This is a genomic window from Vibrio sp. B1Z05, assembly GCF_052955985.1.
In genome coordinates, this window is record NZ_CP130464.1 from 314,819 (window position 1) to 328,242 (window position 13,424).

Sequence of the window (13,424 nt, forward strand, 5' to 3'; positions counted from 1 at the left end):
TTCTATTGGTTATTCTTTGTACTAGTTAGCGCGATAGGGACAACTCGTTGTACGCCAGCTCTTCTCAATAATGCCCCGATTACAGTAAAAGTCCAACCTGAATCGGCTGCATCATCTAAAAGCCAAACAGGATGGCTGTATATTTGGGTTGTATCCAAGTTAAACGCACCATCTAAATTTTTACTTTGATGATGGCTATTTTCCATACTCTTTTGTTCTGGACGCAACTCAGCGACAGAAATAACATCTCGACAAGGAATATTCATGGCGAACGCTAGCTTGTGTGCAAAATCTTTCACTAATGTTGGATGCCTAAGTGATGGAACGTAAGTTATCCATGTCGGTCGCTGTTCATAGGGCAGGCTGTTAAGCATTTTGACCATAGGTGCGATTAGATCGTCACTAAACGCGTCGTTGAACTTTCCTTGTGCAACCAAGTCTCCCCAGCCGCCATCGCGCCATGTAGAGAGGGCCCAGCCTGTTTCGCAAAGAAGAGTATTATCTTTTCTAGGTAGACGATAGACAGGAAATGCACTTTGTACCGCATCATTAGAGGCGCCAAATTGTTTTCTTGGTTCGAGCTTGATATATCGGTTGCGTAAAAAATCAGATGCTTTGTTTATCTGCTCTTGAGAAACAGCTTCGGGTAGCTTGCTGCTTGGATTGCAGTGCTCACACTTGTGACAAGGTTGAATCTGGTTATCATCTAATTCTTCTCCCAAAATTTGCATTAAACAACGGTCTAACGATCCGTCGAAATATGCTAGTAAGCGTTGCCACTCATCCTCTTTCAGGTCGTTTAATCGTTCGATCTTATCATGGGGTAGTTGGTAATCTGAGGCTGTTCTAAAGTACTTAGGACCATCTTTCATGATAGGCGAGGGAAACTCTGATGTTAGAAACTTGATGGTGTGAGTGAGCCTGCCTCTTGAGCAGTTCATGTGTTTTTCTAATTCGGCTAATTTGATACCGTCGTGCTGCTCGATTAGCTGCAAAAAAGAATCTATCTGTTCTTCTTTAGGGAAAGCATTTTGTATGAAATATTGTTGGATTCGAGCGTCATCTTCACCAACCATAAGGATTCCGAGTGCGTTATCGATACCACGACCAGCACGACCCACCTGCTGATAATACTCAACAATATTACCTGGTGCTTGGAAGTGGATAACAAACGCTAGATCGGGTTTATCAAACCCCATGCCTAATGCGGAAGTTGCAACAAGAGCTTTGATTTGATTGTTCTGTAATGTTTGTTCCAGTCGGGGCTTATTGTCCCCATCTATATCACTATGGTAAGCATGCGCATTAATATGTAGTGATTGTAAGAACTCTGCAACGATGTTGGCATCTTTCGTTGTTTTGCAATAAATGATTCCAGAGCCTTGTAGCTTAGGTAAGTTCTCTGCAAGCCATGCTAAGCGAGCTGATTTACTGCGTACATGGACGTTTTGTAAATTAAGAGAGCTTCGCATCAGTGAGCCACGAAATACCTTTAGCTTTTCTCCCAGTTGGCTTTGAATGTCCGTCACAACTCGGTTATTCGCGGTAGCAGTGGTAGCCAGTACAGGCATGTTACGGGGCATAAACTGGATGGCTCGGACAATGCGACCGTAATCGGGCCTAAAGTCGTGTCCCCAGTCAGAAATACAGTGTGCCTCATCGACTACAAATAATCCTATATTCCCTACAATTTGTGGCAGAATTTCTTGGCCAAACTTAGTATCCCCCAATTGCTCTGGTGCAATTAGAATAGCATCAACACTGTGATTTAGGATTTGACGTTCGGCAGAGGCTTTTTCATCTCGATCCATTGAAGAATTGTAAGAAACAACATTAAGTCCGAGCTTAGCAGCACTGTCTATTTGGTTTCGAATAAGGGATAGGAGAGGGGAAATAATGATACTGGGCCCGTTTCCTTGCATGCGACGCAGTTTGGTGGCGATAAAGTAAACGGCACTCTTACCCCAGCCTGTTCGTTGTACTACAAGAAGCTGACTTTGTTTTTCAACGAGTTCGCTTATCGCTTCCCATTGGTCATCATGAAACGTTGCATGCTCGCTTCCTGTCATTTGCTGTAAGAGCGATAAGCCTTGTGTTTCAAGGTTTGAACTATTATTTGAATTTCTAAACATTGTAAAAGCCATTTGACGTTGTAATGTGAATTTAAAATACTCACTGTCTATTTCGATTTATATATTTAAGACAGGCTCTGTTTGTATCAGTAAAGCAAGACACAGTGTTAAGGCTGTGCTTGCTCTAACTCAATGAATATTAACCTTCAACCTGCATATCAATAACTTGCTGGATCAGTTGAATGGCGTAGGGGATGTCTGAAAACTCACTGATTTTGATTTCAACATCACCATTACCCCATCGACCAAGATTAGTCACATCTCTACATAGATTCTTAGGATCATAAATCTCGGTGAACTTACAGTTGAGTGATAGCCTTAGGCCAGAAGCTTGAGGGACAACGTCGACAAAGTTAGTATCCAGTTTGAAAGCAACATAAAGCTTTAAAAACTCTTGCCTCACATTATCATCCAGCGACATCACTTTTTGACTAAAGGCTTGGAACAGTTCCTTTGAGGAGCCGACAGCAATGTACGGGTGATCTGTTATTGTATAAGCAGATTTTTCCGCAGGCTGAGTTTGATACTGTTTGAGTACTTTCTCGTCTAAATTCGGGTATCGCCATACTGTATGCATTTTATCTGCGAGCAGTTTAGAGCGAACTTGAATGGATTCCTTGTTCCAAGTTTCATGGTTTCTTAAGCTTTGGTTTAAGGCTAATGGACTGTTTGCGAAACCGCCTTCCATATCTCGTTTTTCGGTAAAGAATCGATCACTCAACTCAGAGTTGTAGCCTGTTAATGTGAGGTTGCCAATGGTATGAACGTACTCTTCTTGTACTGACTTCCATTCGTCACCCAATGCTTGCTGCCATTTAGCTGAGAGGTTTTTGTTTTGAGGCAATACATGTTCAATCGTATAATTTTCAACGCTGATACGTTCTTTCCTATCGTAGTTTTCTAGACGACGTAACCAATAGGCTCTGCTGCGAACGTTGTACATATCTTTATGCTGTAAACATCGATTTAATTCTAAATCTGATGGGAAACGGCGATAAGAGGTAAAGCAGATAAGCTCAGCTTTAAAGCTCTCCAGATAGCTTGATTTCCGAATCGAACGAGCGAAGCTAGCAAATGTTTTGTTTAGTGAATTAGTGGGAATGTCGCATACATAACGTCTGAAGACATAGCTTTCAATGAGACGTACACACTCAATGAACTCATCGAGGGTTAAAATTTGACTATCGTAATCATGATACAGCTCTAGTATCAATGGATAAGATACGTCCACTTTATATGCGTTTAAGTCTTGAAATGCTTCAAGTAACTTATGCTCTTTTTCTTTTTCAAGGGAAAAAGCGATATAGAACTGAGCATGCTTACGTACATCTGCCACAACGTCTTCTATGTCGAGATGCGAATTACCTACATACTTTTTGAACGCTTCATATACATCGTTGATTCTTGGTGGCTTATTAGTTTTAAGTGTTAAGTAGTCACGCATGAACTGATTAAACAACCAACTGTACTCACCGTTCCCAAAGTCGCTTTCCATCGGGAACCAGTATTTTTCATATAGAGTGTTTTGCTGTTTTGGCTCAAGCCCCATAAGTACGAAGTTACGGATAAGATCCGCTTGGCTCAAGTCTAGACCTGTTGAGTTGAGGCTTTCGAAGATAAGCTGAGGATTGTCTCTTTCACGGTCTAAAGCAATATCTACAATGAGAAGTTTTTGAAGGCCAAGGTAGATTTCGGATACTTGATCGTTGCTGAGTTTACTCAGCTTATTTTTGAAGAACTGGTAGTTTTGAATCACACGAGAAGTGGCATCATCATCGTGTTTTGCTTCACCGTCGATGATTGTTCTTAGCTCTTTATCATCCGCTTTTGTTAATAGAAGCTTGAAATAGAGATCGCCATCTTCAGCATCATTACAAAGGTAATACTTCTTGAGCTTTTTAGCATTTGTACCCTCAATGACGGGGGTATTGTCAGTATTGCGCTCGTTTAGTTCTGAAACTAATGCAGCGATTAGTAGCGTTGTGGAAGTCAGTCTTTGCTGACCATCAATGACTAATAGTTGTGGGACATCACTATGGCTGTATAAGCCGCGTTCTACGTAGACTACCGAACCGATGAAATGAGCCTCAAGATCAGTTGTTCCTGCACGAATGATATCTTTCCATAATTGCTCACATTGATCTTGAGTCCAGCTATACTGTCGCTGGTAAATCGGGATGATGAATTGAGCCGATTTCTGTAGAAATTTAAATAACTTACTTTCTGTTGCCTTCATGGTTACACCAACTGAGTTAAATTATATGTTTATGCACAACACTTTTTGTATTTTTTTCCTGACCCGCATGGGCAAGCATCATTGCGACCTACAGACTTAGTTGAACTTATTGGCGTGTGTGCTTTACCAGAGCTGTCGGAGATACGTCCTAATTGAAACTGTTTTTGTAAGATTGTTCTTGTTTCAGCCGCCCAATCGGGTTCTTGTTCTTCTAGTTGTTTTAAAACCTCGTATGATTTATTGAAATCCTGATCGAACAACAAACCTTTAAATAAATCGGTAGCGTAAAAACGTAGAGCCTGACTAGAGTTTTCATCAACAGCAGTTAAGAGGGCTTCTTTGGCTAAATTAGCATCTGGCTGTACGCCTTCGTAGTAGTGAACCAAACCACTAAAGTAGCTGTATATAGTCACCAGTTCATCTACAGACAACTGTTCTTTGTGATTTTCATAGGCATGTCGATAATAATCAGCCGTTTTTTGAACATTCTTTTTGGTGAATAATGAAACGGAGTTTAGATAATTAAGGAACTCTAAATCCCCCTCTGCGACTTTTAATTCAGCAATTGAATACAACTCTTCAAAGTGATTATCAATGAGCGCAGGCTCGCTTAAAAAGCACAAGTAAAGTCGTAGTAAAGAATCATCGCTTGTCTTGAGGTGTTGCTTCATTAAGGCGACAGCAGACTCCAAGAAAAAGGGGTTACCCATTGAGTCGATTTGTCCTGTTACGGGGTTGCGTTCACCTTTGTGTTTCTCATACCAGTAGTAGGCTACGCTAGCAATCTGAGGGCTAGTTAAATCTTCCTCTACATATATTTTTTCAATCGCTTTCTTTAAATCACAAGCGTCGAGTTTACTCCTCTCGTATTCTGTAAGGTGTCCACCAACAGAAATAAAATAAGTGCAGAGTAACTGTTCAAATTTATCAAAGGCATCATCTTTTGTTTGTGGTTCTTTTGAATTATTTTCAAAAGAGAAGTGCAGTTGCTGGTTGCACAGTATTCGGACACTATGGCACAACACAATAACACCCTCAGAGAAAGCGGCACTTGACTTCATTGCTTCAATATTGTCATGTAGGTTAGAGCAAATAGGGAGTTGGTATTCATCGAGAGCATTAAATACAAATGCTTCGAGAGCCTTTCTTATGAAATGTACCTCTGAACCTTTATATAAGCTTCGGGCTTCAAAAGCGTGTTGGTATTGCTCACCTACTGAAGTGTCAATTTGGTACGCTAGTTCGATGTCATTCATTTATGTGCCATTTAAATTGGAAGTTAGAAACCTTAAGCTTCAAGTTCTCTTGGTGCATAGGTTATGAGTGTGTTGGTATTTATTACCTAGCTCAAAATAGCTGTAGAGGAATCCACATCGAGAACGATGTGGATTAACTCATAGTGTAGTTATTTGATTACTTCTGGGTTCTTACCGTGGATCGCTTTTACATCAGCGAGTAGGTTACCGAACTTGCCGTAGTTAACCTTAACGCCGTCATCGAGGTCGAGACTGATCTTCATTTCAGCTAAGTGTTTTAGCTCTTCATCGAACGTGACCAGTTCAGCTTGCTTCTTCTCAATCGTTTTTAGCTCTTTATCGATAGCGCGTAGTTCTGCACCAGACGCTGTTGCTTTAGAGTCTTCAAGAATGTTTTTACGGCTCTCAAGCTTCCCCATTAGTGGTGTGACATACTCTGTGCGCATGCGTGACAGCGTACCTTCGTTGTAACGGTGCAGGTATACCAAACACTCGAATGCTTTTGCCTTGCCTGAGCTAAATAGCCAGTATATTGGGCGTTTCTTGTAAGTCTTCAAGTGATCTTTGTAGAACTGCATAGAGAAGTAACGACGAATAGTTTCTGTCGAGCTTTCATCTTTCTTTGCTTTGATTGCATCGAGGCATAAGCTTTCTGCTACAAAATCTAAGTTTTCTTGTAAGTAATCTTCACCCCATACCGTTTTTACAAATTCGCGGAAGCGGGCAGTGGCATCATCTTCAAATACCCAATCTTCGTCTGCCAAAGGTACGATGCCATCATCGTCAGCAGGGAAGGTTTTGAATCGATTTTGATCATTTAGTAGATTGAACATTGAATTTTTTTCTTTAGCGTACATGATCCCTGGCTTTTCAAGGGTATACCTACCCATATAACAACCAATGAAATAGCTTAAAAACTCTATGATGGTATCGCATCTGAAACGTTCCAGATTGTATTCGCCATATCTATATGACGGGTTGACCTTTAATGTAATCTGTTCGTCGGTGACATATGCTCTTACGTCATTATCAATATTAAATCGGCTAATAAGGTATTGATTGATATGTTCCTCGATTTCCTTCAGTCGATTTTTAGCGCTTGTTCCTTTTAGTAAGTAGGATTGATATGAATCTTCCAGTCTGTCGTTGGTATTGATCAATGGGGATACTGTAAACCTGTTTGATAATTCAAATGAATCCCAATCTTCTTTTACTATATCAATGGCTTCTTTTCCGTATTTAATGCATTCCATATTCAGTTCTGGTAATGGGAGGTTTCTATAATCACCAGACTGAAAGCTAAGTGTTGGGTTCTGAACTTTCGTGAGTACTTCGACAACATTTGAGTTCAACCAGCATAAAGCAGAAACCATTGATTCATATACATCAAAGTATGCAGATTGCCCTTTTACATCAGAAATTGAGCCTTTTTCATTAAATCGAAATGATTTCCAAGATGATGTTATTTCAGACCATGTTATTGATTCTTTGAAATAAAATTGTGTATTTTGTGGGCGAGAACGTAGTTTACCTTTTGAATCTTTGAAATTACGGATTTCGTGGCCATCATGCTGCCAGTTTACAACGTAGTCTCGATTGCCGTACCATTTTCTATAAGCCCCTCCTTTATTATATGGAACCCATTTGATAGATGAATCTATAGTGTCGTCTGTACTCTCAAAGTTATCCGAGAAGTTTGAGATATTAATTTCATACCAGAAGCGCATAAAGCGATCATTATCGCCTGTTTGCAAGCCAACAACTGAAGTCGATTTATTGTCTGCTTTAGGTGAGTTGACGTAAACATTTCTTAAATTGTCTGTAATCCAATAGGCAATAGGGTTGCCAGGTAGTTTTTTGAAATCATCAGGCATAGTTTCGAAAAACCAGCCACAATTCCTGTTATTTATAGCCTCTAGGGTTTTGGGTGCTTGATTTTTAACACCTTTGAACTCTGACAACCTAATATAATTACTTTTGTAATTAGTGATATACTTTTTGGAGATCGTAAAGGTACAAATCGGCACTGTTGCTCCATCGAAACCAGAGTATTCCAGCTGAACAAGTGATGAGAGGATATGGTCTTCAACTAGCTTGTTTCTAAGTTGCTCGTAACTTGAGAGAAACATCCACACAAATGGTGTCATGAAACCTAACTCACCGTGCTCTCGCGTAAGCTGTAAGTTCCGAATGATAAATGCGGAGAAAAGGTCTTTTTCGTAACCTTTGAAGTTGTCTTTTAGGTGCTTCTTAACTAATGGTGTTTGATATTTACTTCCCATATATGGCGGGTTTGCAACGACAACAGCATATTGGCGAGCCAGAATCGTTGCTTGTTCGACAATAGGAAGTAACGCGCCTGCTGCTAGTGTCGCTATCGGTTCATCACCTTGATTTTTATCTGCAAGCTTCCCCTGTAGTTCAGTTAGGGGGACTAGGTATTGATTTTCAACCTCAATCAATGAACCTAAGTTTTTGGCATCAATGAATTGCTCTTTTAGGTAGCGAAGCAAATCGAGATAAACTTTACTTTCTTTTGTTGGTTCAACCAGTTCTAGCGGCGGCTCTGCGAATAGATCGTCCATCGAACCTGTTTGCTTGTTGCCATCAAGATCCAAATCAGCCCACAACTGGTTGATGTTAAGGTTTTCAGTGGATTGAATTGAGTGGATGTTGAGTTTGATATCACGTATGAAGATACGTTTATCATCTTCACGTGCTTTCATTAACACAGCAAACGCAGCCATTTGCGCAGCACGATCATCGATATCTAGACCATAGATATTCTTGGTAAGAATCAGCTCAGGGATTTCACGAAGGCGGTAGCCACGTTCTAGATAGATTTCACGTAGCACTTCATATACTTCCACCAAGATGTGACCTGAGCCACAAGCTGGATCTAGCACTTTGATCTCTTCTGGATCAATGCTGGTTGGCGTAATCGCTTTTAGCTGTTCAATCACATCATTACTTTGCTCGGCAGGGGTGATGTAATACTCCATCTTCTCTTTTAAGTCAGAGTCAGGGTAGGTAGCAAGCCATTGACGGCCAAGCGAGTTTTGCACTAGGTATTTAACAATCCAATTAGGGGTAAATAGTTGAGTCGCAGCAGGAATATCTTCACTCTTAACGACTTTACCAATAACCGCATCTTTGTGTTCAGAGATGTAGAACTGATAAAGCCAACCGATGATCTCGATATTTGTCCATTCAACTTCATATTCTGGTAGATCATTAATTAGAGATTTGAGTATAGAATCAGTTTTAGTTAGGTTGTCTGGTAGTAATAGCTCGGTCGCATCGTCCAGCTTTTCAAACATGAATGGCATCGCTTCGCTAAGCTTGTGACACTGACCAAGAAGGAGAGTGCGATAAAGCTCTTCTTCTTTATTGCCATCAAGCACCATGTCGATGATTTGTTCTTTGTTTAAGCCTAAGTCATCGGCTACGTCAGCCGCTGAGTTTAAGATCTCAAAGCCTTCACCAAACTGAGCGCCTTCGGCTTTACTTAGTACGCGAAACCCGTGGTCTAGGTATTCGTTAACTTCCATATAGCGGATAGCAGTTAGGCGGTTAAACCATGTAAATGCCGTTTCGTTGATAAACTGATTAAAGCCATATTTATGCACGAACTTACCATCGTGCGTGCCTAACGCTTCAATACGTTTTACTAGTTGATTACGCTGCTGGCCTTGCTTACGGGTGTAAACTTCTTTCTCGATTATCGCGCTGTCACCATCAATCGTGATGTCGCTGATATGGTCTTCGAAAATACCGAGTTTTGCCGCTCTGTTTTTTACCGCTTCCATAAAATCAACACGTGCTTTTGGTGCATAGGCTTTTAGTTTATTGGTGTTCATTGAATTCTCATCTAATTCGGTTGGATTTCCACGCTCATAGAGCGTGGGTTCCTTTATTATCTTTGTGGTTTCAACTGTTGCTCTCGGTAGAGAAGAGCAGTAAAGAGCTACTTAATACGTACTTTATGGTTTGAAGCAATTAGCCCAGAAAGTTGAGTCTTTAGTGCCGCAAGGTAGTTATCTAACTCTTCTTCTGTTTCAAGATAAGTGGTATCACCTAGCTCTTGGAATACAGCCCCCGCTTTGACGGTCACAACCTTTTTAGCTTTCGGTTTTGCTACTACAGGTTCCGCAACTTTTAATGGTTCCTTTGTTGCACTCGCACCATAAGGAGTTGAACCAGTAGGTTCTAGATCTAATGCACCATTCCCTTGAACATTTGAGCCTTTTGTTGAGCCTGGCTGCGGGCTTTGAGCCTCTTTTTTACGACGCTCTTCTTCAAGGGCAGCTTGGCGCTCAGCCGCTTTAATTTGCTGGTCAATAAAGGCATTGATGATCTCTTCAGCTTGCTCTACTAAGCTTTCAGAATTTCTCAGCTCTTCATTGATTTCAGCAATGCTGGTTAGGTGTTCTAAGCGTTTGCGAGACAGCTGCAACGGGCGAAGTGCATCGTTACTGATGGTGTCTGTCGCTTTTGAGTCTGTTACGTGTTGTTGAACGTCATCAATAGCGGCTTCAAGTTTACTTGCTACTTCTTTACGGCGAGCGACCAGCATTTCGTCATTTATGCTTCTTACGGTTTCGATTAGGCCCTGCACTTGACGAATTTTTCCGTAAGGGCGCTCATCGTTATAAATCGCTTCCAGTTTTTCTAATGCGGTATTCGCAACTTCAGAGGTTTTAAGTAGATGACGGTTTTTCGCAAACTCAATACTCAGGGCATTTGCTAGGCTTTGCCATGTTGAAAATTGTTTTTCATAGAAGACTTCTAGCTCTTCATAGTCTTCTTCAAATTCTTCTAAACCAGCACCTTGGCGTAAGAACTCGTCGATGAACTTATAGCTACCTTGTTGCTCAACAAGAGAAGAAATTGAGAGAATGCCATCTTCAATTTCGTTTTTCCCAGGGAACTTGCCTGTTGTTGATTTCGCTTTGAAATCCTTAAGCTTGGCTAGCATACCCTTAAGAATCTGAAGCGCTTGCTCATGAAGATCTTTCTCATTCGCTGGCGCATTTTTATTGAATACAGACTTGTAAAGCTTGGCTGCTTTTTTCAGGTTTGCTTCTGACTGCTGCTGAATACGACGAATACGTAAATTGGCACGCTTAGCGTTCTTGTCTAAATGTTCAAAAGCACTTTTCAGTGGCACGTCTTGCTGATTTGCTTGCAGTGTGATTTTGTTTGCTACCGCTAAGCGAGCAATCATCAGGATGATTTCGTTATCGTTCCAACCAAACGGGCTGCGTGAAAATCTCTTCACCATGTCACCAGCGGTAAGAGGGCGATTATATTCATCACTGATAGAGATATATTGCTCTAGCTCGAAAAGAGCACGAGGATTTGCTTCTACGCCTGATAAGTCGATGTTTAGCTGGCTTAGGTCATCAACAATTAAGGTTTGTTGAATTTGTTGGCGAATGTCACCGTTATAAGGTTTAACAAACTTAAGCTTATTGAAGGTATCTTCAATCACCTGGCGATAAGCATTGTCGATAATCGCGGTAGCGGTTGCACCTTTAGTACTGTAATTGTGACCTAGTAGGTAGAAGTCTGATTGCTTAATGACCTCTTCTAACTCAGTGACAATAAGTTTACGTCGAGCGCTGTTTTCCGCCGCTTTGGCACGAATGAGCAGTTCCATATCGGCATCACGACCTGCATTCCGCTTGGTGTATTTAGCGGTGCGAATATAGGTACGTAACTCACCGAACAAACGCGACTTGTCTTGTAGTTTTATCAAGATTGAATCAGAAGACTCATTGCCGCAAACGGCATCGCTCATGTCATCGTAGCTGGCATCAATTGGCGAGATAACTCTTAGGTGTAGATCGTTATCAATCGAGCCTTTTTCAAAAGGTTGACCGTTACAGTAACGTGATACAGGGAAATCTTGCTTGTTCTCAGGGTAACGGTACGTTTTACTACTACGTAGAATTTCTTCAAAGAGGATCTTACTGAGTTCAGCCGTTTCATCTGATGTTTCGATGTCGGTGTTTTGAATCTCTTTTTCGATCTCTTTTTCTTCGTTAGTTAGAAACTTATATTCATCACCCTCACGAGCAATCAAGAGGTTGTTTTCTAACGCATCTAATCTATCTGTGATGTCGATACGAAGCTGGCGTTTGTCTTGGTCTACTTCAGAGATACACAGTGTAACGATGTTATCGATCGTAGATTTCATTTCTTCTACATAACGAATCATAAACAGCGTTTGAAGAACTTGAATTGCAAATTCATCAATTGATGCTTTTTGTTGAGCTTGGTTGATATCACGAACAACAGCGGTATCAAGGAACTTCTTAATAGACGGGTAGAAGCTGTATAGCGGGATCAAACGGCCAATCTCATCGGCAACAAATTGATTGGTAGCGGTTTGGAATGCTTCAATAAGTGAACGTTCACCTTTCGCTAGGTGCGTACCTGCTGCGCCTGCTTGCGAAATACCAGAAAACACTTTTTGGATTAGGTTGTACTGGTAAGGTGCAAACGGGTAGCTTGATACGAAGTTCTCTGTTCCTGAGAAGTTTGAGAACTCGGCCTTGTTGGTTTGTTCAAAGCTAAGCTGGCTGCGAATGATGTCGCCTTTTTCATTGTATAAAGTGGCTAGGGCAGTTTGCGCAGGCTCTGTTTTATCCAATAGACGTTTTTCGATAACTTCGTTTACGTTTGAGCTAGATAGCGAGATGCGATCAAAGCGTTGTTGGATACGAGAGAAGTCGTTCTTACGCGAGCCTTCTTGCATTTTACCCAGTACAGCATCGATGTCTTCTTGTGACGTCACGACTACCCATGCGCGGCCTTCACAGATTGTGCCTAGGCTTTCTGTGATGGTTTGAAGCTTGAGCATCATTTGTGTGTTTTGACCAATGTACTGACCAATTTCATCCACGAAGAAGCTAATGCGGCGTTCAGGGCTGCCGTCTAGGTATTGTTTAACCCATTTACAGAAGTTTTGAATGTCTAGGCTGAAGTTGTTTTCTAAACGCTCTATCGCTTGGCGGCCTGCTTCTTCAGATTGACCTGTTACTTTGGCGAAGGCTTCAGCAAGGTCATCACGGTAGAAGTCATAAGAATCACGCTCTTCAAGCCAAGATGAACCAGAAAGCTCTTCAAAAGCTTGGTGGAATTCTTGAAGCTTGCCACGTGCATCTAAGTCACGCTCAAGGTCTGCAATGTGGGCGTGATCGCCAGAGTAGCCCATCTTTTCGTTAAAGACTTTTAGGAATACTTTTAAGATTGCATCTTCTTTGTCGTCTGTATCTGCGCGGCTATCGATGTTGAAAAGGATAACGTTGTTTTCTTTTTGAATCGCACGACGCATATCGCCTAACAGCATTTGGTCTTCTGCTAGTTTATCTTCGAAGAAATCAATCGCTCGCTTTGTAACGCCATCATGTGTGGTTTCTACGTTTTTCAGTAGGTACGACATGATTTTGATAAAGTGAGATTTACCCGAGCCAAAGAAACCTGATACCCAAATACCAGATTTACCTGTAGCAGAGGCTCTTTTAGGGTCGTCTACTGAGGGCATGTAGTATTTGAAGAATTGCTCAATATGACCTTTAAGTTCAGCGGTGATGACATACTCGTCGAGTTCGACAAAAACAGTTTCATTACCTACCTGATCGGCTTTAACAACACCATTGATTGGGCGTGAGATATCTTTATTAAATAACTGCTGTAATTGCATTTGATTTCCTAGCTAACTTTTTGTTCCAGAGAGTACTTATTTGATAACAGAGTACTTCTTCCGATTATGTTTAGTGCGACTACGCTTTT

5 protein-coding genes are annotated in these 13,424 nt (G+C 41.2%); all 5 read right to left on the reverse strand.

What is annotated here, in order from left to right:
- Positions 1-2 precede the first annotated feature (2 nt).
- The gene (locus QV280_RS14310) at positions 3-2,132 is read right to left on the reverse strand and encodes a RecQ family ATP-dependent DNA helicase (RefSeq protein WP_152820627.1); all 2,130 of its coding nucleotides are present in this window, start codon (positions 2,130-2,132) and stop codon (positions 3-5) included.
- 139 nt (positions 2,133-2,271) lie between these two features.
- Positions 2,272-4,368, reverse strand: coding sequence for a DUF262 and DUF1524 domain-containing protein (locus tag QV280_RS14315; RefSeq protein ID WP_152820629.1), 2,097 nt, complete (start codon positions 4,366-4,368; stop codon positions 2,272-2,274).
- 29 nt (positions 4,369-4,397) lie between these two features.
- A complete protein-coding gene (locus QV280_RS14320) occupies positions 4,398-5,624 on the reverse strand; it encodes an SEC-C metal-binding domain-containing protein (protein ID WP_152820632.1) in 1,227 nt (408 codons plus the stop codon).
- Between the two features lie 149 nt (positions 5,625-5,773).
- A complete protein-coding gene (gene pglX / locus QV280_RS14325) occupies positions 5,774-9,484 on the reverse strand; it encodes a BREX-1 system adenine-specific DNA-methyltransferase PglX (protein ID WP_152820634.1) in 3,711 nt (1,236 codons plus the stop codon).
- 107 nt (positions 9,485-9,591) lie between these two features.
- Complete coding sequence (brxC, locus tag QV280_RS14330) at positions 9,592-13,335, reverse strand: BREX system P-loop protein BrxC (RefSeq protein WP_152820636.1); 3,744 nt, start codon at positions 13,333-13,335, stop codon at positions 9,592-9,594.
- Between the last annotated feature and the right edge of the window lie 89 nt (positions 13,336-13,424).